Raw genomic sequence first — 23,327 nt, 5'->3', positions numbered from 1 at the left:
CAGGTCATTCCTTCAACATGGCTATGAGGTCCGGCGGGAGCGCGGCGTCAGGAGCATCTGGAAGCTGGAAGAGCGTCCAGCCCTTGGCGTTGGCAGCCTCCCGGACCTTCGGGGATATCTCGCCCTCCTTGGCGGCCACGAAATGACTGCGCCAGGCGAAGGAAAGGGTCGCTTCGGCCAGCGTCACTCCGTTCGTATCCGCTGCCGGAAGCCCTGCCTGAGAGAACAGAGTTGGCCAGTCCCGTGTGATGGAGGTAGACCTTGGAACACTTGCCACCGTCATCGTTCCTCGGGCCAGGTCGACGAGGAATTTCTTTGCCTCCTCGCTTGTCCGATCAATCAGCTCATGATCAGGCTGGTTGAAATAGGAAAGCAGGCATCGGTAGCAGCCGCGCACGCATGCCTGGCCTTCACGGTCCTTGAGCAGTGCCGGATCGCCGGCGGAAATGGCCTCATCGACACACTGGAAATGCATGATGTCGAGTGCCTGACGGGCAACTCGGTTGAGCGCGCCCGAATCCTCTATCAGGCGATTCAGAACCCCGGCACCGCCCTCTGTAGCTTCGTAGGCAAGGATTGCTCGACGGTTTTCCCGCTGCGGCAAGGGCTCGCCGAGAACTTCGCCTTCCTCGAGCTGGAACACGACTTCGATGCCACGCATTAGGGCATGCTGCACGGTTGCCGTCGTCGTTGGATCATAGGACTCAGGGTCATGGAACCGGATCAGAAGCGCATTCTTGTGATCGCGTACGATCGGCACGATGCGCACCGGCCGGGCTGCGTCCGGCGGCAGGTCAGCTTCCGGGTCCTCATCCTCAGTTTTGGCCCAATACCCTGTCCTCGGATCGATCATGAAACCGAGCACGGTCTTGTCTCTGCGTCGTTTCAGCCCTTTGTTGATGCGGCTGATCTCTGCACTGTTGGCATATTGCATGTTGAGCAGCGTGTGATCCGCGACACTGAATTCGGCCTCAGTGACGTCAAGTCGACCATTCTTAGTCGGCCATGAAAACACCGTCTGGATCTCGAAGCCTTGACGGACACGTTCTTCGTCGTTGGCTGTAATCCGCTCAGTCGGCGTCGCCTCGACATTATCAATCCGCAATGTGCGCTTGACCGGAATTTCTCCGGCCATATGCGTGTTACACGCGTGGCACCGATCCCTTTCGCCCTCATGCGCCGCCCCGCAATTTGGGCAGATCGTGATATCATGGGTGGCGAGTTCCTGGCCGTCGGACGTCCGTGTTTCGGGCGGCAGTTTGGCCTTCATGACACGGAACGCGCGCCCCTCATGATAGATGAGGCTGCGCGGGCCGAATTCAGAGATCGCAAGAAAGCGCGCACGCTGGAGGAAAGAGCCTGATTTTCCCTCACCTGGAACGAAGGCGTAGAGGGGCAGTCGCGGAAAGTTGTAGCCGGGCAGGAAGCCTTCCGTCGCGAGATATCGGTAAGAGTAGAAATCGGAGCCGTTTGCTGTGCCTCCCTGTTCCAGAATCGTGATCTGGTCCATCGCCTGCCCCTGTGCGGCCTTGACCTTGCGCCGATCCGCACCGGACAGACCCGTTATCTGGGATCGCTTGTTGGCTTCGATCAGTTGCGAGCGGGCGGAGTTGTAAAGTTCGCGCCATCGATCGAATGCGTGGTGTAGCGCCGCCGGGGATCGGGTCGCCACTTCGGTGATGAAATCGTCCGGGTCACCCATCCATTGGGGCGTACGACCACCGACGGAAGCAAGTATCTGCGCGAGAACGCGGCGCATGGGCGCCTGTGCCTTACCAACAAGTCCGGGCGCCTCGGTCACCGCGCGGATTTCATCCTTCAAGGGAAACCCCGGTTCCTGCAGGTTGAGGATTTCGGGAATGTCCGGCGACAGCGCAAGTTCAGCCTCGGCCAGCCAGACTGCCTGCAGATGAGAGGTCACCAGATCCTTATTCGTAATGTCCAGAGCTGGTGGCCGCACCACACCGGACACCATCTCGGTACGTCGCTCGAAGAAATATTGGTCATGCGGTGATTGGGCAGCGCAATAGGTCACAATTGCTGCCGCCTGGCCCGAACGGCCCGCTCGCCCGGCACGCTGGGCATAGTTCGCCGGGGTTGGCGGCACGTTGCGGAGATAGACTGCGTTAAGTGCCGAAATGTCGACGCCGAGCTCCATGGTTGGAGAGCAGAACAGAGCCGGCAGGAACTGGTTCGATTCACCGCTCGCTTTGATTTCAGTTTCGAGCTTCGCAATGTTCTGCCTGTCCTCGATCTCGTAGCGGAAGCGCCACTCCCGCCACTCCCGCTGCTTGGGTGCGACCTGCGCGGTATGTTCTCGTCCCTCGAGGCCGAAGAAGGCGCTTGCGCCTGCCGCCAACTGATCGGCGATGCCGGAATAGAGATCGTGGAAATAGCGGTTTCCAATCGGCTCGCCACGCCTGACGGCTGCCCCCGCTACAAGGCGGACTGCCGAAGGGGAAATGCGCCAGCCGCGCACATCGCCATCGGCCTCGACCAGCGATACGAGGCCCTCGTCGGAAAGAAACTCGAGCAGCCCGGCCATGAAAGTCAGATAGTCATCCCTGCCGAGTTTCCTGCCGAGGACACTATTGCGGTTGATCATGCGGGCAATGCGCGAGTTCGGACCACCGCGGAGAACGGTCTGTTCCTCACGTAGGCCCACCAGTGCCTTTCCCGGTGATTGCAGGAATAGCGTCGTCCGGCTGCGCGGGGTTTCCTTATTGTCGATTGCCCAGGGTGTCCGCAGGAGTGAGCGCGATTTCTGGGCGACCGTATCGAGAATTGCAAGTTCCAGCGCCTCGGTCCCGACGGCCAGGCCTTCCAGCATCATGGCAAGTAGGAGACGTATCAAATGCGCGCGCTGCGCGACATTCATCGCTCCCAGTTCGGGCAGGATGGCCATGAGCCGTTCCCGATCGGCAGCGACATCGTCGAGGCCAACGAATTCCACGTCGATCAGTTTCAGGACTAACAGGCTTGGATTAGTGAACCGCCAGCCGCGACGCAGATCGGTCCAGACCCGATGCGCCAGCACCTTCGCCAGCGCGCGTTCGGCATCGCTGCGAATGACGGCGCCTGCCTCCGGATCAAGCATCCAGTGGATGCGGGAGTCCTTGTTCGAAGCGGTAAAGCCGAGAGATCGGACAACGCGCAGTCCGAATTCGTCCTCGCTCAGGCCGTCTGGACCGGCATCGATGACGGCGCGCAGAATCGCACCTCGAAGGAGGCTGACGAAGAGGAAGTCGTTGAAGTGTCCTGCTTGGAGCGCCGCGTCCTGGCGGTTGTCGGTAAACCCCAAAAGCTTCCGCTTGGACTCGTCCACACCGCTATCGGGCTTGTTCAACCACTCAAGCGCACTCGAAACGAGCAGCGTGGTTGCGGAACTCCTGCCCTCCGCGGTGAGGCCGGCGAGCTTGGTCCGTTCACGTGCTCCGCCATGGGTCTCGTCGAGACAGGAGGTGCAGAAGGCGAACTTGCCTGGGATAAACCAGAAGGACTCGCCACTCTGGCCGTAGGATCCATCTTCTCCGGCCGACACCTGCTTCGGTAGTCGCTTGGACCGGTTCGACCTGATCTTCAGGTTTCCACTGCGCTCCTCGACCCAGCTCTCCGGGTAGCTCTCAATGGTACCGTCAAACCGATAGTCGGGATCGCCATCGCCCGTTGGCGTAAGGTAGCCAGCCACGTCAGTATCGTCGTCGCCTTCGATCGGCGTGTCGTCGATATTGCGCGGCAGGAAGAAGACGCCGTCGGGTCGGTCACACTTCGTCACGACATGATATTCCTGCCCGCACTGCCTGCAGAAACGAGTCGGATAAAGCCGCACGCCGGGAGCATCTGGGTCTTCGAGCTGCCCATCGAGGAGCACTCGGCGCGGACGCGGTCGCAGTGTCGTAAAGACGTCGCCCGCACCAGAAATGAATCGGTGGAGCTTGAACGCAAGGAAGGAATGCTCGCCACTTCCTCCGCGGTCCCGTTCCGGAAGACTGACGCGCGTCAGGAACCGCTCGAGTACTTTTCCACAGCGTTCGGGGGCAACGCCGCTGGTCAGTGACAGCATTTGGGTAGCCTCGCCAAATGGCAGGGGCTTACGACGTTTGAGGACAAGGCCATCGTCCAAACCTAGCGCGAGCTCGACCCAAACGGCGAGTGGATGTCTGGCGAGGTCAGCGTCTGTCAGTCCTTCGGGCAGGTCGTTCTCAAGGACCGCACTAAGCTGCGGGATGACTGTTTCCAGGACTAGTGCGTCATCGGTCGCGCGCCGCAAGGATTCGTCAATGACGGCATCCGGACCGACACTGGCTCCGAACAGCCTGGAGGCGACATCCGCGACGACCTGCGCCCGAGCCTCGTCGCTCCCTTCACTTGCCATTGTCGCCGATGTGCCGATGCAGATCGGTGCCTTGTCGGGGGCACAGCGATCCCGGAGCCGTCTGACGAGGATGGCCACATCCGCACCTTGCCGGCCACGGTAGGTGTGAAGCTCGTCGAGTACGATGAACTCAAGGCCCTTGGTATTCTCGACGACACGTGCGTCGACTTTGTCCTGTCGCGTGAGCAGGAGTTCCGCCATCATAAAGTTGGTGAGAAGAACATCGGGCGGATTTGCTGCTATTGCCTGCCGCTCCTCCTGAGATTCCTGGCCTGTGTACCGCCTGATGGTAGGCCTGAGATCTGCTGGCAGCCCCGACTGGCTGATGAACTTGTCGATCTCCTTCAGCTGACTGTTGGCCAGGGCGTTCATCGGATAGACGATGATGGCGCGTGTTCGAGCCGCGTCGCCGGCTTTGCGGGCCTTGATGATGGCATCGACGATCGGCACGAAAAAGCAGAGTGACTTTCCCGATCCCGTCCCAGTGGTCACCACGAAACTTTGGCCGGCCTTCGCCTTGGCGATTGCCTGGCCCTGATGCGCATGAAACCTGAGCGGCGTCGATTCGAAGCGGAACACCTGAGCCGTGGCAGGATCGAGATCGCCCGAAGCGACGAGGTCGTCGACTGATGGACCAGCCTCATATCTGGGGTTCAGTGAAAGCAGCGCGTCTGGCCAGAAGCGGCCCTCATCATACTCGCGAGAGATCGCATCGCGCAGGTCCGCAGCCCTGATCGTGCTGAACGACCTCGAAAAATGAGCGTAATTCTCGATGAGGTAGTGGTCAAAATCAAAGGCTTTCATACGAACCTCCCGTCGGCTCGACCAAGCTGCAAACCGACGCAATCATATGAGCGATGTAATAGGGCAGGGGTTGGTGCCCGTCAGCACCAAAGACCAGCGACAGCCCGGCGTGCCGCCTGAGTCACCGAGGTCCGCGCCAGCGGCACAGGCGTGACGCACTGCCAGCGTCTCCCCCGTATTGACTTCTGGTACAGAGCGTCGAGGATTGCTTTGCGCAAATGGTTTTTTCATGCTCCCCCCAGAGCGAATCCTGCGCATCTTGCACGGGATGGGAGTCAATTATCAACCTTCAACGGCTGTACTTTCGACGCGACTACCCTCAACCTCTCACCCATCCGCCTCGCGGGCCAAGCTCTGGTGGACCGTCGCGCGACGCGCCGTCGCCGAACGTCCCTCCCATCTACTCGACAAGAATGCTACTCGACAAGAATGCTTCGCATCGTAGGGCTACGGCCGCGTCGTAGCGACAGCACGACGGCCACGACATCGGAGCGAGACGGTTGAGCAGTAACCAGATCATAGAGGGGGCGATCAGCACCTTGGCAAACACCATGCGGATGTACGTCGAGGCGCACTTGCGTTTCGGAAGGCTGTTCAAAGTTGATCCCGAGGAGGCGATTGACAACCTTGATCGCACCTTCGAAATGAAGCTTGAGGCCTTCCACATGCTCTACGACGTCTCGAAGAGGCTCTTTCCATATTTCGATCACGGCGACACCATCGTGCTGATCGCAGTACGGAATGCCATCCATCATCGCGACCATCCGCTCTTCCGCAGCCTGAATCGGCGGCTACACCTCGAGGGCGGGCTGGATCGCTGGCGCGGGGCCTCCTTCCTCCTCGGGAGCCACCCCACCCTTCACGGCGCCCCCATCCGGATGTCCCATCACGTCAGGCTGGACGATCTGGACGCGCGGCTTGATCCTTCACACGCGTCGCCGTACCTGGACACCTTCGTCAGTGGCGACAGGGCCGTGCGGAGGCTGGAAGTCATCGACGGGCAGCTCGGACTTCCGACGATCCGCGAACGTGGCTTGCAAAACCGATACCCGAAGGACCAGATCTATCTGGATTTGATGCCGATCTTCGTCTCTGCGGTGTGCAAGGTCTTCAAAGCCATGAAGGCGGCTGGACTCGCCTTCAAGGGATTCGACGCAGAAACCTACGTGATCCCCTTCGCCTCAGAGCTCGAAGTTGATCTCGGGAGTCCGGTGCTCAAACAGCTGCGGCTTAGCGGCTTGGGGCCTCTTGACCCCATCCCCCTCTGATTGGTCTGCCGTAGAGCGCCCGGCCGGGAATCTTCGCTTGGCAACATAATCGGCCTGGGCCAAGCGGTCTCAATGTTGCATCGAACGCCGCAATGAGGCCGCGTTCCAGTCCGACCGCACTGAGGCTGAAACGGGGCCGGAAGAGAACTGGGCCCGGATTCAGCAAGAGCTTATGAAAAAGCTGACGGGCGCCCACTCTGGTTTTGGACTGACGAACGGGGCGGATCCTACGTGGCACGTGCTACAGAATTGCGCAGCGGCTCGATGATGTCAAAGTGGGTGTTAAAGAAACGGTAGCCATGCGACAGTAAAATGGGGATGGCTGGGGAGAGAAGAATTGGCACTACGGGCAATCATCTCCCAGGGCCCGCCGGATGTAGCGGGCGACTGGGAGGAGCTTTGGTACGGGGGCGTTGGGGCACCCGATGATGAGGAGGCTTCGGGGATCACGACAGCAGCGATTCTGTCATTCGTCCCGGAGGCCCAGCCCGGCGTTTGGTACAAGCTGGCAGATTTTGAAGCGCTGCTCGGTCCTGTGGACTGGACCAAAGAGGCGGAAGGTTGGACGTCCTTGAATTTGACCGAGCACGCTGTTGCGGCTTCGCCGATATTCACGACCGACATCCAATTATCGGAAGCGGTCGCGAGCGTCTGCTTAAATGCCCTTGATCTACTGAAATCTCTAAATAAGAAGCACGTTTGGGTCCGATTCGAATGACCACATACTTCAGTCAAGCCGATTTCGCGAAGGACCAGCGCTATCTAGATGTGCGTGAAGGAACTTTATTCGTTTCTTATACTGATAACACCCACATCAAGGAAGGCGAGTGGCACGATCTTATCTCGATCGGGATCAATGAACCGCCGACTTCAGAAGACGATAGAGAGTGCTCATTTCGTCTTAAGCTGAACCTCGATAAGAAATTTTTGTCGTCGGAAGACGATAGAAAAGATGTTAAAGAGAAAGACAGGAAAGACCGGAACGCAAAAGTCGTAATTGACGTCATTTCTCTTAGCGCCACGCGATTGGGTATTTTGTCTCCACTTGTCTCCGGAAAAACGGCTCAGCAGTTGCTTGAGCTTCGAAGCGCCAAGGGCATTGTTCTTATACCCGACACAAACAGCCTCTATAATGGTACTTTGCATTGGCTGCTTAACGTTCTCAAAGATACGACTGTTTGGCTGATGCCTTTCGTGATGTCGCTAACGCAAATGCAGGCTCGCGAAGCAACTCTGAAGTCGCTCGCTAGAAGCGGCAAGGACGGAAATCTTGCACAGGCGCTTCGGTCGCGGGCGCTGGTGAATGCGGGTTTGAGCTTCCTCGAACGCAATCAGCATCGCTATCAGGTTCTGGAGCTTGACCCGTCGCTACTGCGGTACATGCGTGCGGCTGGCAAGGGAGGATTAGACCAGGATGAAGGTGATGTCCTCGAGGACCGCCTCTTAATTGAGGGGGTGCATGCGGTTCTTCGTTCCACGCGTACGCGAGCCAAGCAGCTGGTTGTGACCTCGGATGTGCTGTTGTCGCGCGTGCTCGGCGCGGAAGGAATACCGAACATCTGTCTGCCCACCCCCAAGCTGCAAGAGGATGAAATCTCCAGCTTCCGCTACGACGCCTGGGCCGGCACGTTTATGGGCACCTCGATAAGAGGCTTACTCTGGGATCTGACCCACGCTTTCGGAACCGTCAGGATACGAGGTTCAACGAAGACGCCACTCAGCCTGAGTTGCTATTGGCCCGGCAAACAGCCGCAAGACTGGGTGGCAGAGTATCTGGACGTTCGGAGTTCAGAGGATGACCCCTCGCCGGCGAAGAAGGCAGGTTCGGCGTCACCGCAACCAGCTCGGGCCGCAAAGGGCAAAGACACAGAGGCGAAGGACGCGACGCCGGCAAACCCGAAACCGGTGAAGGCCAAGGAGCGGGTCGATGCTACGACTTCGCCAGAAGCGGTATCAGGAGCCGACGCGCATGAGCCGGCTTTCAGCCATGCTGCGATCCCTCAATCCTCGCTCCCTCTCGCCCTACGCATAGCAGGTGCCCTTTACGCTTCAGGGAAGCTATCCTTTGCAGAACTGATGGAGAAGCTGCCCGCAGCGAACCGGCCCAATGAGGGAAATGTTCGCAGGAGTCTGGAGGTCGTTCGTCGGGCCAAGCTCGTCGATTTCGACGGTGAAACGATAGTTTCCCGAGCGGAGCTAGATGACGTCGAGAGTTGCTTGCAAAGAGCAGACTTGGATCGGATTAGTGATCAGTTTCGGAATTTTGAGCCCTATCGGGTGATCTTAGAGCATCTTCAGCAGAACGGGGAACTGGCGAGGGGGCATGTGAGGGGCATCCTTGCCGCGGCGCTCGGCGCTGAGGTAGCGCAAGAGGCCAGTATCCGCCTCGTCCGATATCATGTGCTTCTTGGACAATGCTGGTCTGACGGCGCCGTTTGGCGTGACGGCTCAAGGCGGCCTAATCCGCCGAGCTTTCTGCACGCCTTTGAGGCTGCATATGAGGACACAGCGCGGGACAACATTGCGCAAGTATCTGAATTTTTGCCGAATTTCTGCCGCGTAGCCCGTATCTCTCCGTGGGGAGTATCCCGTTCGGTTCAAGAGCATGCTAGGGTGCTATCTGAAAAATTCTCTTTCGGGTACGCTGTCGGCGGGAAGCCGACCGGCGTTGACGCTGTCATCTCCGGGTCGCTGCTCGAACTTGAGGAAGTGCCAGTACCAATGGATAGATTTGAAATCGGTGGGCGACCCGTCTTCACCCTTGAGAGGGTGCGGTGATGCCGTCGCTCGCGGAGCTTCTCGGCGAAACGCCTGATCAGAAGGATCATGAAGATCCTTTCTATGCTCGGTTCGGTTTCAAGCGGAATCCGTTTCCGGCGGCTCGAACCATTATCGAGGAGGTGTTGTATAATCAGGTCGACGCGCGAGATCGGTTCGTCGGCCTCGTGCGGGAGGTGCTGGCCGAAGACCCCCAACGCCGCGCGATGGGTGTCCAAGGGGGTACTGGAGGGGGCAAGACCCACTTCTTGCGTCACTGTCAGTATATGATGAGAGAGTTCCGGCGAACCTCCGGGCGTCCGTTTGCGGTGGTTGAGATTCTGGCTGGATCGAGTTCGGCCTCTCACCTCGTAAGAGAGGTACTCCGCGAGGCTGATGAGGCCGCCAAACTGTCCGGTGAATACGATTTGCTTACAGCTATCGTTCGAAGCTGTGAAGATGCAGCCGAGTTTGACGGTTTGAAGCAGGGCGAGTTGAAGAACGTTCTTCAGCTTCTTTTCAGAGCGAGCCGACCGGGGTTCGTACCACCAGATCGCGATGGGCGCATGTCCTTCGAGCCTCTCAGAGATCTAGCCAAAAAATGGCTTGGCGGTGCAGCGCTGAGCAATACAGAAAAGCGCCATCTCGGTGTTTTTGCTCGGCTCGGCAGCGCTGCGATGATGACACGCAATATGACGGAGCTGCTCTCGTTTGCTCGCAGCAAAGGCATAGTTTTTGGAGTTATGCTTTGTCTTGACGAAGTTGAAACCCTGTTTTCTGGCGGATACAGCGCGTCAAAGATACAAGGATACCTGCAAGATCTCCGCTATCTCTTTGACGAGGCTATTCGAAGCAACGAAGGATACTCACTTTTGATGCTTTCGGCATCAACTCCACAGGGGGCAGCAAATCTTCGCAACTATAATTACCCGCTCTTTCAGCGGTTGGGCTTCGAAGAAGGATCACGCGCAGATTTGGCCGCCATATCCGACGCATCGGAAGTAAAAGGTATCGCCGAGCTTTATGTCTCTTACGAGCGGGAGCGCGCAGCTTTGAAGGCCGGAAGATTCCCTGCCATTTTGTCTGACGAAGATTTCGAAGATGCCTATCGCACCGCCGCAACCACAGACCGAAGCGTCGCGCCCACCACCCATGTCAGGCGCGTGAATCAGGGGCAACTCCTCCAAGCGCTTCACCAGATCGTTGAAAAGAAGCGTGAGGCTGCGGGATAACCGCACGGGCCAACTAGTCTCCAATCCTTGATAGCCGCTTTCAGGCGGATGGGACTCAGCCACAGATGGCCATTCGGGCGCGAAGCCGTCATTCGTGGCTCCGCCTACGGAAGTCCTTACTAAGCCAAATCTTCGTATTCGGCGATAATCTAACCCGCATGATTCTTGGGTAGGTCAGCCAGGAGCCGTTGCCGTCTTTATCTGCCGTGTCAGCTGCTTGAAAGTACGAGGGGCGAAACCCGTATCCGGGCAATCCACCCCGACGTCCCTGGAGCGGTGATAGGCCGGCATCTCACCGTGGGCATGTCCGTAGAAATGCCAGGCTCCACTCCGGATCCCAGGCCATGTCCGGCATGGGTAGTGGCAGAGGAAAATCCGCTGGCCATTGTCCGTGATTTCCAGTTGCTGCATCGGCGGCTGGTCCCACGCGAGCGAAGCGATCACCGGGTGGATCCTGTTCTGCCGCTGGTAGTCGTGATTGCCAAGAATCAAGAACTTACGGCCCATGAGCCGCGAAAAGATGCTTCGCACGCGGTCGCCGTCGTGCAGGCCCATGGAAAAATCACCCAAGTGATAGACGATATCGTCTGGCCTCACGACGCTGTTCCATGTGCGGACTAGGAATTCATCCATTTCGCGCACATCGGCGAATCGCCTGTTGCAGGCTGTCGGCGACAGCATGAGCGAGTGCGAGAAATGCGTGTCCGCAGTGTAGTATATTGTCGTGCTGGCCAAGGAAATTTTTCCTCGCAATGTGTAGTGTTGCGTCCTTTCGCGGACCGCGGCGCCGCGGCCTAACCTAGACCCGTACCGTAAGCACCGGATCGAACCTGACGTTCTCATCGTCGTAGCCACGTGGATTGCAAACGACGCGCGTGTCTCCGACCCTGTAGTCGCAGCTGTCATGTGTGTGACCATGGACCCACAGCGCGGGTCGGCCGCTCTCGATTACGCCGGACAGGTCCGATGCGTAGGCAGCGTTGAGCAGGTCGCCCTGGAACCTCGACGGGATAGACCTCGCGTGTGGCAGGTGATGAGTGACCACGACGGTCTTGATCGGGTCGGCCTTGAGGGCAGAATCGATGAACACGCGTGACTGCTGGTGCATCCGAAACGCGGTCTCGGGCACGAGGCGCTGCCACGGGTTCCGCTGTTTGGCGATCTGGCGATAGTCGTTCATCCGCTCGCGCGCATGGAACATCGCCACCTCCGGATGTCCCTCGATTCGATAGTCGGTCCAGAGCGTGGCGCCGACGAAACGGACGCCGTCGATCACGACGAAGTCGTTCTCGAGGAAATGGACACCGGGAAAATCCGCAGCCGCCGATCGCCCGTCTTCCAGCGCTTCCTTGATCGAGCCTTTGTAGAACTCATGGTTTCCAGCGACATAGACGCAAGGCATGGCATGCGCGATGTATCTGGCCAGCCAATGCACGCCGTTGGCGGGCGCGCGGCACAGGTCACCCCCCATGACGCAGACATCGGCATCTGGGATCGCCAGCGACTGCCTGAGGTCGGCGTATTCGAGATGCAAGTCGGAGAGCAGCCAGATTTTCATGTCATCGAACCAGCTTGTCGATTAGTCGCAGTCCGGCTTCTTGAAGGATCGCCTTCTTGCGAGCGGCTCCTGTGGGAATCCCTGACGAGCGGCCATCTTCTTGCCAGGGGCTGGCTGGAAACCTGCTGCCTCGAGCGCTGCTCCAAAGGACTGTCTCTGCGCGGCGGCCTGAACCATGTCGACGAAATCGCTGAGCGACATGACGACCGTCACACTCTTGGGCCTGGCGCCAATCAGCTGCGGCGTGCCGTTCCGTGCGTGAGCGACGATGGTATTGAAGCGGTCCCGGGCAGCGCGAACGGTATGTCGCTCCGCGCCTGCGGTCGAGAATGCCGAAGCCAACGCGGCCAAGGCATCCTGCCTTCCCAACTCGCCGAGAGTCTGAAGCGCTGTCACAAGCCTCTGGTCCATCCAGTACCTCCTTGTGGGCAGCCAAGCGCCCATCTATGAGTCTGCAGCGCTCGTCGCTCATTGCGGTTCCCGGTGCCGTTCACGGGTTTCGACGAGCGCTTCGACGAAACGTTCCACTTTCCGGATCGAGCCTCCCGTCCAGGCGTTGACCAGGGCTTCGATCTCGTATCCCTCCAGCGGCGTTGCCCAGCGTGGGTCATGTCCCTGTTCGAGGTAGAGTTTTTCGAGGATGCGGCTCGCGAGCACCGGGAGGTGTTCCGGGCCAGGCCCTGGAAAGCGAAGGACACGGCACCTGTCGCGCAGAACGCCTGGAACGCTTTCGATCTCGTTCGCCGTCATCAGCCAATTGATGTGCGACAGGTCGCAGGTGGCCTCGACGTAAGGGTCGAACCAGCGGGTCGACGTCTCCTTCTCGAAGAGCCCGACTAGCACGTCGTGGACGTTGCCGTTGTGCCTGCTGTTTCCGACTTTCTCGATCTCGTCGAGGATGATCGCAGGTCCGGCGCATTCATGGCGGCGCACGGACATGACGGCGAGGCTCGGCTCGCCCGATGTCCATCGGCGCGCAGTGCCTCCGATCGCGCTGTCGCTCAGTCCACCGCAGGAGACCAGTTCGTAGGGAACTCCGAGTTCCTCGATCAGCCGCCTCGAGAACCGGGTCTTTCCGCATCCGGGCGGCCCGAGCAGGATGGTTGGCCGGAACCGCACATGCTCCCTGCCGACAAGTCCCTTCAGGATTTCGTCGGCAATCGCCACAGCCCAGGGAAACTCTGTCGTCAGTTGTTTCCGAACAGCGGCAAGGTCGGGCGCGATGGGCAGCGGCAGGCGGCGCTGCACGAACTTCTCGAACTCGTTGACGACGCGCTTTCCTTCGGAAGTCGTGTTGTTGCCTACGGAGGTGAACACGACCACCGACCCATCCATTTCGACCGCGACCACCGTCTCGTCTTCCGGGTCCAGCACAAAGGCATCGTCGGCAGGAACCTCGTTCTGTTCCGGTTCTCTCTTTCTCACTGCGCGCTGGATTGCCGCCTCGAAATCGCGTTCGTAGCCGTGGAGGATGCGGGACAGCGATCGGGGCGCATGCAGGTCATTGATCTTCCGGGTGTGTTCGAGGGTGCGTGACGTCACGGCCCAACCGAGCGCGCGGCCCACCATGCGCAGGTCATCGCTTCCATTGATGTCCCGCAAGGCGACCGTCGCCGCTTCCCCCGCGATCGATGCCGCAGCATCCGGATCGCCGAAGGAAGCTAAGTAGTATTGGCAGCGCAGCCAACATGCGTCGACCGGCACGCCCTTTATGTCATCGACGGCATCAAGGGCTCCGAGTAGGGACTGCACCCCGTCTTCGCTCTGCTCGACGGTCAATTCCTCCAGGGCGCCGGCGAGGGACGTGAGCGCGGGATTGCCACGCTTCCTGATCCGCCCCGACAGGCGACTGGCATATTCCCGGATGTCCTCGTTGAGTTCGTTCCGGAAGAAGTTCATGCCACGCAGCAGCTCTTCCTCGCTCGGGAGGTGCAGTCCCTGCACGGCCGCAGTGAGGCGGCGGCTGAAATGACGGATGAGTGAATCCTTGGAACTCATGGCCCACGCTCAGGCATTCAGGCCAGGGTTTTCGGCAGGGCGGCCGAGGCGGTACCAGCGCGATAGCGTCCGCGCCCAGGCATGGTCCTTGGAAAGCAGCCACAGGTCGGACGTCCCGATCAACCTGTTCTCTCCGACAAGCTCCGGATGACCCGTCGACAGTCCGGCGAGGCAGGGCACCGTCCGCATCGCAAGGACCCATCGGTCGAGGACCGGAGCATCGTCGCCGGCCATGACTTGCGGCGACACGCCACGGTGAATGCGTTCCATGTCGGCAACCAACGCGGCCAGACGCTCCATCTCGCACGCGAATTCGGCACTGGGTTCGTCGCGGTGATTGAACAGCAGCATCAGCAAGCCTCCGTCTGTCCGTCCAAGGATCCGTTTCATTCGGATCCTTGGTGATTCGCTGGAATCAGCAGGACAGACACACGGCGTCGAGTACGCGGCGTCCATTAGGCCGTTGCCGGCGTCAGTGACGCCGCACGTCAAATTGCCAAAGGATTACAGCAGCGTCATCTGGAATGCTGGCGAGACGACCGCTAGGAAATGAGACATGGATGTGCCCAACGAACTCTTGCGGGCTGCTCGTGTAGCTCTCAACATCGGTCAGAGAGAACTAGCCAAGCTCTCCGGCGTGGGGCAGCGCACCATCCTGCGTATCGAGCGCAACGACGAAACGGTCACGTTGGAATCGCGCCGTCGCCTGCAGGACGCCTTCGAGAAGTCGGGAATCACCTTCGTCCCCGATGACGGGGCGTCGGGTCCGGGGCTGCGGATACGCCGAGATCTAATTCAAAAGGGAAATCTGAGATTCTGAAGAGCTGGAAGATGGTTGCCAAGCGGTCCGTGCCAGGTCGCTCTGCGCCGCAAATCCTGTAGGCCGCCGTTCACGCTGCATCCCAGACTTGGTTGAGAATACGCGCAGCCAGTGCTGCCTTGTCCTGCGGCAGGAAGCGCCCGTAGTGTTTCGCCACCATGTCTGGCGTGTCCTGGATGGCGTAGCTGGCCTGCTCGTAGGAGCCTGTCTTCTTCAGGATATGCGTGGCGAGCACGTCGCGGACGTTGTGGGGGCCATGCGGCAGCAATCCCCTGATCACACCGCGCCCCGTGTAAGGATTGAAGATGCCGTAGCGCTGGATGACGAGCCGCCAGGCTTCGAAGAAGGTATTCTGGTCATAGGCTGCGGTGACGCTGTTCTCCTTCATCGTCTTCACGAAAAACGTGCCCGGGTCGTCCGCTCCCTTCAGGAGACGAATACGGTGTCGGCCGACATAGGCGTCGATATATCGATAGAGGTCGCCGATGTCGGGGAGGACGAGACGAAATGGCTTGTCTCCGAAATAGGAGGAGTTCGCGTTCTTGAACGCCACGGACGGGATGACCACCTCCCATCCGTGGTCCCGTTCGCTCCAGCGGAGTTCACCGACCTTCATATCCCCTAGTTGGCGCTCGGAGGTCGGCAATCGTCCTTTCGGACATAGTAGTAACTGCCGGAGGTTTTTCTGGCGAAGGCCTGTATGGAGGCCGAAGCGGATGATGAGGAAGGACCTCACGGCCTCCGCAGCAGCCACCGGATAGCGCCGTTCATCCGGCATCGTTCTGATGACCTCGTCGGGAATCTTGCGGTATTCACCAACAGGGCTTTCAGCCTCGAGAATCGGCATGATCGGCTCGAATGGATCGCGGTGGACCTTCGCCACCCGCTGGATTTCCTTGACGCGCCCCGCGCAGTGTTTCTGGCAGATGTCGCAGGCGGTGTTCCAGTCAGCTTGTGCCGCCATGATCTCCGCTTCGGAGACGAGCCCGGGAATGGCTTGGAGATGTGCGGCCAGATCAGGTCGCTGACGAAGCCAGCCCGTTTCGGCCCGCGTCAGCGCGAGCGCGATGCGCAGCATGTCGACTTCCCAAGCCGTGTAGAAACCGCGGCGTTTCTCGCGCCAGGTGAGATACCAGTCCCACACTGAGGGAAAGATCAAGAGGGCGAAGGTGAGCGCCTCCAGCGGAACATCAAGACCGCGAACGGCGCTGCGCTTGGGGGCGGCGAGTGCCCCGAACAAGAGGCCGAAGTGCTCGACTTTCTGGGCAGCAGTCTCTTCTCCCCACACACCGATCCGCTGGAAACCGAAGGAGGTCAGCGTTGCGGTCTTGAACTGCAGGAGTTCTGCCATCTCGTTCCAGAGACGTGCAGGTGCGTCGACCGCGACGTTGGTCGCTCCCTCGAGATCATCGTCTTCTGGATCAAATTCGAGCGGCTCCCGGATGACTGCGTGGACAAGCGCGACAGACGCACCATCGAGCACCCCCGGAAATCGTATGCCGTAGCGATTGCGTAGAGCGAGAGCCTGGAAGCGTCGGTAGTCGGTACCTCCGGAGATGATGTTGTCCTGCACCCACTGGAGTATCTCCTCTCGCTCCGGCGGAGATCGGCGATCGAAGTCGTCCGGAAGATGCCAGGCGATGCGACGAAGCTGAGATGGTGTGACGTTGGTTGGCTGATGCCCAGTGGCAGCGCGGGCAGGGTGGGCGAGCTTCGCCTTGAAGTAGCCTTCGGGCAATTGGTACCGTCGCTCTATCCGGCTGAGGATTTCGAAGCTTGTTACGGATCGCGGCGCCTTGGTCCCCTGTATCCAGGTCACGAACGTCTTGTGGTCAAACGCCTCGTGCGGCTTCACGACTGCGCGGTGGAGATGCCAAGCACTGTCGCCATGGCGATCGATGTGGAGCTTGAAAGCCTCCGGGAACGTCTCCGGCTCCTCCCATTCCGTCCAAAGCGGATCCGGAAATTCGACAACAGGCCTCGGCGCGGTGCCCCGCTTGCGACGCTGCGGTGATGGAGGTGAGGCAGCTGCCGAACTATCTTTCGCCGGCCCGGGCGCGGGACGGGACTTCCTTGGCCTGCCGCTCCTGCGAGTCGACGACAGTTGCTTCGTAGCACTCGTGCGGCGATGGGCGTTTTTCTCGCTCACGGGCGAGGGTGCGAGCTTCTGCTTCCTTGCCTTCGGTCCGATGAAGCGTGTGATTGCATCGATGCCAGGTTCGAGCACGCTTCCAGCCGCAGCCAGCGCATCCGTGTTCACGCCGGATGCAACCGCAATTTCATTCCAATCAGGCCGGCCTCCTGCACGTGGCGGCAGGACAGCCTCCTTGATGATCCCCCGAAGGTAGCAGCCCAGCCGTTCAAGGTCGCGAGGAGGCAGAACAGACGCGCCACGCTGGCGCAGAAACTGATCGATCATGCGAGGGAAGGCCGCCCGCCGTGCATTGGTGGTCATTGTTATCTCGTTTGAAACAACGACCCCGTGCCGTTGCCGGCCGACATCCCTAGCCGGCAGTTGCCCCGGCGTCACTGGCTGGCCTGCGCAATGGTTGGCATCCTGTGGAAAAGATGTAGCTGAGAACTTCAGCTTTGAGAGCGGCGAAGCAGATGCTCGTTCGGCACCGGTGTCGGAGCTTCGACCCCTCAGAATTTTGATCGCCACATGTGAATTGGAATCGGCGCGCGACTGCGTCGCACACCGTTTCCAATCCCCCTGTGACGATGCCGAAAAGATGCTAGTTTACACACCTCGAGTTTACATTCGAAGTGAAGTGAGGCGCGAGAATGCAGGAATCTCAAATATCTAGGCCTCTAGTTTACTCTTTTCACCGCACAGAACCTTTCTAATGTGCGGTACTTTGCGCCTTGTAATCTGACGTCCACAACCCACTCTCATCATTGATGAATTTGCTCATTAGCGTGGGTCGGATAGTGATTAAAGATTGCTGAGTTAGAATGCGGTACCTGAAATTGTAAATTGAAATGACGGCCGGGGGTCGCACGCGAGATTGCCGCCTACTTGTGATCCGTCGGGCAGAAGGTCGCGCCGCCACAGTATCGATCCATGCGACTGTACAGGGCCCCAGTTATTGTGTGGGCGAGCCAAACTGCGCGACGCCCGCCTCTCCAGACTAAACCAGCCCGTGACGAAGGGCAGGCAAGGCGGGGGGCCTGATGAGAGTCCGATCGACCGTCGTCGATAAGCCTACCACCCCCAGTCCATGCGCAGCACGCTACCCAGTCGATCACGCAGTATGTCGTGTTGCGCATCATCTTATTCAAGTCCCTGCTAGGCTGCCCGGTTAGGCTCAAGGGCCTATATGGATAGTCGATGTGTCATTGCCCATCCGGCCTGGGCGGAGTTTGGGCGGAAGAAAATACCCGCGAGTCCATATTTGCGGCGATGCAGCGTCGTGAAGTGTTCGGAACCAGCGGGGCCCGCATCAAGCTCCGCCTTTTTGGCGGATGGGACTACGACAAGGGCCTGCTCTCGCAGGAGGATTGGGTGAAGACCGCCTATGCGGGGGGCGTTCCCATGGGCGGCGATCTTGCCCAGGCGGAAGGCAAGCCGCCGTCTTTCGTCGTTTGGGCGGCGAAGGACCCTGCCGACGGCAATCTCGATCGCATCCAGATTGTCAAGGGATGGACCAAGGACGGCCAGATATTCGAGAAGATATTCGACGTCGCCTGGTCCGGTGACCGCCAGCCCGATCCGGTCACGGGCAAGCTTCCTCCTGTCGGCAACACGGTCGACATCACCAAGGCAACCTACGCCAACGACATTGGCTCCGTTGAACTGAAGGCCGTCTGGACCGACCCGGAATTCGACGCAAGCCAGCACGCATTCTATTACGCCCGCGCCCTTCAGATACCGACTCCCCGCTGGAGCACCTACGATGCGGCAAAGCTCGGCAAACTTCCGCCCGGCGATGTGCCGGCAACGATCCAGGAGCGCGCGTGGAGCACGCCTATCTGGTACACGCCGACAGAGGCCGAAGTTGCGAAGGTGAAGCCCGGCCTGACGGTTGCCGATCTGCTCGGAACCGGAGCGACGGCCCTTGGCGACAGCGAGCTCAAGGAGCTTGTGGTGGGGAAGAACCTGACGGTGCGCAACAACGTGACCGGTAAAACGGCGAACGTGCTGTTCGGCGTCGACGGCAAGCGCATCGTCACCGAACTGGACGGCGATCCGGCAAGAGGCGGCGACTTGCTCCAGGTGATGCACGACGTGTCCAGCTCGTCGGCAACCTACGATATCAAGGACGGCCACATCGTGACGACCATCGAGGGCACCCCGTTCGAACTGACGGTCTATCGTGCCGGGGACAAATACGTGGCGGCCCGCAGCAATGAGTTCGGTTACGCGAACTACGAAGTCGAGGCTGTGGCGCAGTGATTGACGCATTGCGAGGGAGAGAGCCTGAGCAAATGCCGTATACGGAAATCGCCCTGCCGAAAGCGGGACAGCACGCGACAACGAAAGGAAAATCCACGCGGTGGTGGCGGGGGCTACTTAATGAGCCGCTCGTCCATTTCCTGGCTGTCGGCGCCATCCTGTTCGGTGCGTACGGGATCTTTAACAAGGAGCCGGAGAGTGCGGTTGACGGGCAGCGGATCGAGATCGGCGCAAACGACATCCGCCAGATGGTTCTCGCGTGGCTCGCGCAAGGACGGTCGCCGCTAACCCCGGATCAATTGCAAAGTCTTATCGATCAGAAAGTAACCGAGGAAATTCTGTTCCGGGAGGGAATGGCTCTCGGCCTCGATCGTAACGACGAGATCGTCAAGCGCCGGATCGCGCAGAAGATGGATTTCCTGGCGGCCGACATCGCTGCCATGCAGGAGCCCGAGAAAGCGGAACTGGTGGAGTGGTTTTCCAGGAATTCCCAGCGCTTTGCGCTTCCGCCCCGCGCGAGCTTTCGGCAGCTCTATTTTTCTCCGGACAAACGCGGGGCCGCCGCGCGCAGCGATGCTGAGGCGGTGCTCCCCGTCGTCGCCAGCAAACGCCCGGATTCACCGGAGGTCGCCACGCTGGCCGACCCGTTCATCCTGCGCACCTATTACAGGAACGGCACGCCCGACCAGATGCTAAAAGAGTTCGGCCCCGCGTTCGCGGCGGAACTGTTCAAGCTCGACCCTGGCGTCTGGCGTGGTCCGATACAATCGGGCTATGGCTGGCACCTCGTCTGGATAGACGTGATGGAACCGGGGCGTATTCCGGCCTTCGAAGAGGTGGAAGCCGACGTCAAGGCGGCATGGCACGAAGCCCGCTACCGGGAGGTCAAACGCGCCGCTCTCGACGAGATGCGTTCGCGGTATACGGTGAACGTGGTTCCTCTCGACACGGTCGACCTCAGCGACTTGAGGCCGGCACCTGAAAACGCTCCTTCGGAACCGGTATCGCAATGAGCTATGCCGCTCGATCCTGTAGAGCGGGTGCATGGCTGCTTGGCTTGCTGATCTCGTTCCTTGCTGTGACCGCCGGCGCATCCGCGCACGAAATCAGGCCCGCCTATCTCCAGATCGACGAGATCGGGCAAGGACGCTTCAGCGTACTTTGGCGCACCCCCATTTTGTCGGGCATGCGATTGCCCGTCATGCTGAGATATTCTGACGGCATCAAGCCGATTACCGAGCCGTTGGAGCGCCAGCTATCCGACTCGGTGATCGAACGGCGTGTTCTTGAATCTCCCGACGAACTTGCTGGCCAACGTATCAATTTCGTCGGCCTGCAGGCGACGATCACCGATGTTCTCGTTCGGGTGTCTTGGCTCGACGGCCGGAAAGTCACCGAGTTCGTGAGGCCTGCGCGACCCTGGATCGACCTTTCCGATCATCAGGACACCTGGCAGGTTGCCAGGACCTATACAACGCTGGGGATCGAGCACATCTTGATGGGCTTTGACCATCTGCTCTTTGTCGTCGGCCTGATGATCATCGTCCGCTCCACCCGCTCGTTGGTCAAGACCATCACCGCCTTCACCGTAGCCCACAGCATCACGCTGGGGCTCGCGACGCTTGGTTACGCCTCAATCCCAGCCGAACCACTCAATGCTGCCATAGCGCTTTCGATCCTGTTCCTGGGCGTGGAAGTCGTGCGGCTATGGCGAGGTCAGACCAGTTTCACGCTACGCCACCCCTGGATCGTGGCGTTCGCATTCGGACTTCTGCACGGATTCGGATTCGCGAGCGGACTGACCGTGGTCGGATTGCCGCGCGGGGATATCCCGTTGGCGCTGCTCTCCTTCAACATCGGCGTGGAAATGGGGCAGCTCGCTTTTGTTCTGATGATTCTGCTCCTCTTGCGCGCCCTGCGCGTCCTTCAATTCGACCCGCCTGCGTGGACCCGTTATGTGCCGGGATATGTGGTCGGCTCGCTCGGCGCGTTCTGGACGATCGAGCGAACGCTCCCGATGTTCTAGCTGACAAGAGGCATGGATGACGAACTCCCCTTACTCCCGATTTCTGTTGGTCGCGGGTGTTTGCGCGGCGCTTGTCCCGTTTTCCGAAGCCGCCTTTGCGCACTCGGAGGGGCATGAGATCAGCGGCTTTCTTTCTGGATTGAGCCATCCCATTGGCGGATGGGATCATATCCTCGCCATGATAGCGGTCGGACTCTGGGGAGCGCTGCTCGGGCCTCCCGCGCTGTGGGTCCTTCCGATCGCGTTTCCGATCGCCATGGCTGCTGGCGGCATGCTGGGCCTGCTTGGCATCCCCTTGCCCTGGGTCGAAATCGGTATTGCGGTTTCGTCGGTAGTCCTCGGGCTTCTGATTCTTAAAGACATGCGGTTGAGCCTGGCGATCGCGATCCCTCTGGTGATGGTTTTTGCGTTGTTCCACGGCCACGCGCACGGAACCGAGCTCTCGCCCGGAGCGGATGCCGTGCTCTACAGCTTGGGGTTCGTCATCGCCACTGGTCTGCTTCATGCGCTGGGAATTGGCATAGGGGCGGTGGACAGACTGCCTAAGGGCAGAACCGCCGTTAGAGCCTTGGGCGGAGGAGTCTTGGCGGGCGGCGTCTACTTCCTGCTGGGCGCTTTTGCGTGAAGCGATCTTCCGCGGCGCTTATCCCATTATTGGTGGCGCTATTCGCACCGTCGATGGCTCATGCGCATCTTGTCAATTCGGGGCTGGGACCATTTTACGACGGTGCGCTGCACCTCCTGCTCACCCCAATGGATCTCGTCAGCCTGGCGACGTTGAGCCTGTTTGTGGGGTTGCAAGGGGCAGAGGCAGGCCGACTGCTGGTAATCGTGGCTCCGATTGCCTGGTTTTGTGCGGGGGTCGTCGCGCTGGTTTCCCAGATGAGCGGGTCGTTCGCAGCCGTCAACGCTGGTACGCTTATCTTCCTTGGCGGATTCGTCGCCCTCGGGCTGAATATCTCACCGCCCGTTGCCGCGGCTGCGGCTGCCGTTTTCGGCGGTTTGCTGGGTTTTCAAAACGGCCTGGAACTGCGGGCCGCTGATGCCGATTGGATCGCCTTGATCGGCACGGTTGCCGTTGTCCTGGCGGTGACCCTTCTAATTTCCGCGCTGGTTACCTCTTATACCGCCTTCGCCTTCCGGGTGGTGCTACGAGTCCTTGGTAGCTGGGCAGCGGCAACGGGCCTGCTTTCAATCGGATGGATTTCTGCCTCAGGGTCATCATGACGAACATGCCGCCGCGTGGTAGGCACGACCTGAGTCAGGCGGCCAGCGCCTTGATGCCATCAGCCACAAATTGCACCGCGAGCGCCGCGAGAATGACGCCGAGAAGGCGCGTCAGGATCGAGCGACCGGTCTGGCCGAGCAAACGGTCGATCCGTTCGGCCAGCACGAAGACGAGATAAGTCACCAGCAGGCAGGCGAAGATGATGGCAACCAGCGTCGCCTGTCCGACCAGGCCCTGATAGGAGCCCGACAGCAGCACCGTTGCCGATATGGCGCCCGGTCCGGCAATCAGCGGGATCGCCAGGGGGAACGCGGCGATGTTGTGAATCATGTCCTTGGTGATCGCGACGTCGGAAATCTTCTCCTTGCGATCTTGCCGCTTCTCGAAAACCATTTCGAAGGCGATGAAGAACAGCAGAAATCCGCCTGCAACGCGGAAAGCCGGAAGCGTGATGCCGAACACCGCGAGGATCGAGGAGCCGGCGACCGCAAACAGCGCCAGGACGCCGAAGCCGATGATGCTGGCACGGATCGAGACCTGGCGGCGCTCGTCACGCGTCATTCCGCGCGTCACCGCCAGGAAGATCGGCGCGAGGCCTGGAGGATCGATGGTTACGAGAATGGTGACGAATGCATTGAAAATACTCTCGAAATCCGGCATTCGTCGTCCTCCCGGGCGACAAGCTAGCGCGATCGCGCGGTGGATGCCAGCTTTCCCATCGCGGAGAACAGATGTCGGGAGGGCGCGCATCGGCCACGGTGTCGCATGATTGGCCGACATGGCATATCCCTTTGAATTTTCGAGCAAAAGCAGTCGCGGAAAAACCCGACGGGGATTGGAGAAATCGATCCTTTTCCTATATAAG

At 59.8% G+C, this 23,327-nt stretch carries 18 protein-coding genes; 10 read left to right on the top strand and 8 right to left on the bottom strand.

Annotated elements, in window-relative coordinates:
• Positions 1 to 4: 4 nt before the first annotated feature.
• Complete coding sequence (locus tag ACLKMW_RS13690) at positions 5 to 5,179, bottom strand: DEAD/DEAH box helicase (protein WP_415725016.1); 5,175 nt, start codon at positions 5,177 to 5,179, stop codon at positions 5 to 7.
• Between the two features lie 500 nt (positions 5,180 to 5,679).
• Between ACLKMW_RS13690 and ACLKMW_RS13685 the strand changes: the two genes are divergently transcribed.
• From ACLKMW_RS13685 to ACLKMW_RS13670, 4 genes are all read left to right on the top strand, one after another.
• Positions 5,680 to 6,447 (top strand): hypothetical protein, encoded by a 768-nt coding sequence (locus ACLKMW_RS13685; protein ID WP_415725015.1) that lies wholly within the window; start codon positions 5,680 to 5,682, stop codon positions 6,445 to 6,447.
• Between the two features lie 337 nt (positions 6,448 to 6,784).
• A complete protein-coding gene (locus ACLKMW_RS13680; protein ID WP_415725014.1) occupies positions 6,785 to 7,165 on the top strand; it encodes a hypothetical protein in 381 nt (126 codons plus the stop codon).
• The gene (locus ACLKMW_RS13675; RefSeq protein ID WP_415725013.1) at positions 7,162 to 9,225 is read left to right on the top strand and encodes a hypothetical protein; all 2,064 of its coding nucleotides are present in this window, start codon (positions 7,162 to 7,164) and stop codon (positions 9,223 to 9,225) included. The genes ACLKMW_RS13680 and ACLKMW_RS13675 overlap by 4 nt, the downstream gene beginning before the upstream one ends.
• Positions 9,225 to 10,436: a hypothetical protein gene (locus ACLKMW_RS13670; protein ID WP_415725012.1), complete on the top strand. Its 1,212-nt coding sequence runs from the start codon at positions 9,225 to 9,227 to the stop codon at positions 10,434 to 10,436. The genes ACLKMW_RS13675 and ACLKMW_RS13670 overlap by 1 nt, the downstream gene beginning before the upstream one ends.
• 174 nt (positions 10,437 to 10,610) lie before the next feature.
• Here the strand turns inward: ACLKMW_RS13670 and ACLKMW_RS13665 are convergent, their stop codons facing one another.
• From ACLKMW_RS13665 to ACLKMW_RS13645, 5 genes are all read right to left on the bottom strand, one after another.
• Positions 10,611 to 11,171, bottom strand: a complete 561-nt coding sequence (locus ACLKMW_RS13665) for a metallophosphoesterase (protein ID WP_415725011.1) — start codon at positions 11,169 to 11,171, stop codon at positions 10,611 to 10,613.
• A gap of 64 nt (positions 11,172 to 11,235) precedes the next feature.
• Positions 11,236 to 11,994, bottom strand: coding sequence for a metallophosphoesterase (locus ACLKMW_RS13660; protein ID WP_415725010.1), 759 nt, complete (start codon positions 11,992 to 11,994; stop codon positions 11,236 to 11,238).
• 21 nt (positions 11,995 to 12,015) lie between these two features.
• A complete protein-coding gene (locus tag ACLKMW_RS13655; protein WP_415725009.1) occupies positions 12,016 to 12,405 on the bottom strand; it encodes a hypothetical protein in 390 nt (129 codons plus the stop codon).
• Between the two features lie 57 nt (positions 12,406 to 12,462).
• Positions 12,463 to 13,992: an AAA family ATPase gene (locus ACLKMW_RS13650; RefSeq protein ID WP_415725008.1), complete on the bottom strand. Its 1,530-nt coding sequence runs from the start codon at positions 13,990 to 13,992 to the stop codon at positions 12,463 to 12,465.
• Between the two features lie 9 nt (positions 13,993 to 14,001).
• Positions 14,002 to 14,343 (bottom strand): DUF6634 family protein, encoded by a 342-nt coding sequence (locus ACLKMW_RS13645; protein WP_415725084.1) that lies wholly within the window; start codon positions 14,341 to 14,343, stop codon positions 14,002 to 14,004.
• A 205-nt stretch (positions 14,344 to 14,548) separates the two neighbouring features.
• Between ACLKMW_RS13645 and ACLKMW_RS13640 the strand changes: the two genes are divergently transcribed.
• Entirely contained in the window at positions 14,549 to 14,812 is a 264-nt protein-coding gene (locus tag ACLKMW_RS13640; protein ID WP_415725007.1) for a helix-turn-helix domain-containing protein, read from the top strand.
• A 70-nt stretch (positions 14,813 to 14,882) separates the two neighbouring features.
• On the opposite strand, the gene ACLKMW_RS13635 is transcribed toward ACLKMW_RS13640, so the two are convergent.
• On the bottom strand, positions 14,883 to 17,267 hold the full coding sequence (locus tag ACLKMW_RS13635; RefSeq protein ID WP_415725006.1) for a hypothetical protein: 2,385 nt from the start codon (positions 17,265 to 17,267) through the stop codon (positions 14,883 to 14,885).
• An 876-nt stretch (positions 17,268 to 18,143) separates the two neighbouring features.
• Between ACLKMW_RS13635 and ACLKMW_RS13630 the strand changes: the two genes are divergently transcribed.
• Genes ACLKMW_RS13630 through ACLKMW_RS13610 form a run of 5 tightly spaced genes read left to right on the top strand, consistent with a single transcriptional unit; the run spans position 18,144 to position 22,461 of the window.
• Positions 18,144 to 19,208 carry a DUF3604 domain-containing protein gene (locus ACLKMW_RS13630; RefSeq protein ID WP_415725005.1) on the top strand — a complete coding sequence of 355 codons (1,065 nt, stop codon included), beginning with the start codon at positions 18,144 to 18,146 and terminating at the stop codon, positions 19,206 to 19,208.
• Complete coding sequence (locus ACLKMW_RS13625) at positions 19,205 to 20,221, top strand: peptidylprolyl isomerase (RefSeq protein WP_415725004.1); 1,017 nt, start codon at positions 19,205 to 19,207, stop codon at positions 20,219 to 20,221. The genes ACLKMW_RS13630 and ACLKMW_RS13625 overlap by 4 nt, the downstream gene beginning before the upstream one ends.
• On the top strand, positions 20,218 to 21,234 hold the full coding sequence (locus ACLKMW_RS13620; RefSeq protein WP_415725003.1) for a HupE/UreJ family protein: 1,017 nt from the start codon (positions 20,218 to 20,220) through the stop codon (positions 21,232 to 21,234). The genes ACLKMW_RS13625 and ACLKMW_RS13620 overlap by 4 nt, the downstream gene beginning before the upstream one ends.
• Positions 21,235 to 21,250: 16 nt before the next feature.
• The gene (locus tag ACLKMW_RS13615) at positions 21,251 to 21,859 is read left to right on the top strand and encodes a HupE/UreJ family protein (RefSeq protein WP_415725002.1); all 609 of its coding nucleotides are present in this window, start codon (positions 21,251 to 21,253) and stop codon (positions 21,857 to 21,859) included.
• Entirely contained in the window at positions 21,856 to 22,461 is a 606-nt protein-coding gene (locus tag ACLKMW_RS13610) for a HupE/UreJ family protein (protein WP_415725001.1), read from the top strand. Before ACLKMW_RS13615 ends, ACLKMW_RS13610 begins: the two co-directional genes overlap by 4 nt.
• A gap of 34 nt (positions 22,462 to 22,495) precedes the next feature.
• On the opposite strand, the gene ACLKMW_RS13605 is transcribed toward ACLKMW_RS13610, so the two are convergent.
• Positions 22,496 to 23,122, bottom strand: a complete 627-nt coding sequence (locus ACLKMW_RS13605; RefSeq protein ID WP_415725000.1) for a MarC family protein — start codon at positions 23,120 to 23,122, stop codon at positions 22,496 to 22,498.
• Between the last annotated feature and the right edge of the window lie 205 nt (positions 23,123 to 23,327).

Source organism: Borborobacter xinjiangensis (assembly GCF_047739745.1).
Taxonomy (GTDB): domain Bacteria; phylum Pseudomonadota; class Alphaproteobacteria; order Rhizobiales; family Rhizobiaceae; genus Pseudaminobacter.
The sequence above is the reverse complement of the archived record's forward strand: the minus strand, read 5'-3'. Positions and strand labels throughout refer to the sequence as shown.